At 57.9% G+C, this 917-nt stretch carries 1 pseudogene; it reads right to left on the bottom strand.

The annotated features are described in order from the left end of the window. Positions 1-917: pseudogene (locus tag AC27E8_RS06610) on the bottom strand (hypothetical protein); the annotation flags it as partial.

The raw sequence follows: 917 nt of genomic DNA, 5'->3' as shown, positions 1-917 counted from the left end.
GAGTCTCCCGTATACGGAAGCTCCACGTTCACCTGATTGCCGACGAGCCACATCTTGATCCCATTGAAAGCACGTACCGCAATGCGGTAATCCTGCGGATTGGGTTCTGACATCCCATATCCAATCGGCGCATGAAGCGTGTACACGCCGTTCTGTTCCTTGTACCCGTCCAGCCACCACTGGAGGTTCGACAGAACCGTCTGCGCCTGATTGACCGTCAATTGAGCGTTGGGATCCATAATGCCCGTGTCCTGGAAGAGGTCGTTGTCCTCCACCCAATCGAACGGATCCGTAACGCCTTGAGAGGCCAGGAAGGTCTGGACATTGCCGCTAGGAGCTTGAGCAGTGTCCGTATACGGCACCGCATTTGCCGCCCAGTCCGCCAGCCACGTCGCCACCTGCCCCGCCGTCACGGGCGCATTCGGATCAGGCGTCACGCCAACCTGTTGCATCGTCGGGTATCCGGTCACGACACCAGTACCGCCGTACATCGTCTCGTTTTGAATCGTCGTATTACCGTTGACAGTGACTAAATTCGGCACGTTCCACTCGTGTTCCATCTTCGGCAACCCATCAAACAGCTTCCACATCGCATCCGCCATCTGCTGCTGCGTCTCATACGTCACGGGCTGGTTCGAGTTCGCCGCGACACTCTGGAGCGTCATGTCCCACTCCGAACCGTTCTGCCAGTTCGTCTGTACGCCCATCGCGCCAAGCGCCTGCTCCAGATAGTAGATCGGCACAAACGTCGTCTCGTCCTTCGATCCATAGTCCTGATAGGTGATCCGCGGCGCGTAGATCACGGGCTTGCCGTTGACCTCAATCACCATCGTCCCGCTGGTGATCGGCACAGGCTCCACGTTGCTCGGATACGTCACATTCACCGTACTCGGCGCGATGAGGTTCAGCACGCCTTT

The organism is Alicyclobacillus sp. CIJ1, from assembly GCF_057538885.1.
This window is presented reverse-complemented; position numbering and strand designations above follow the sequence as displayed.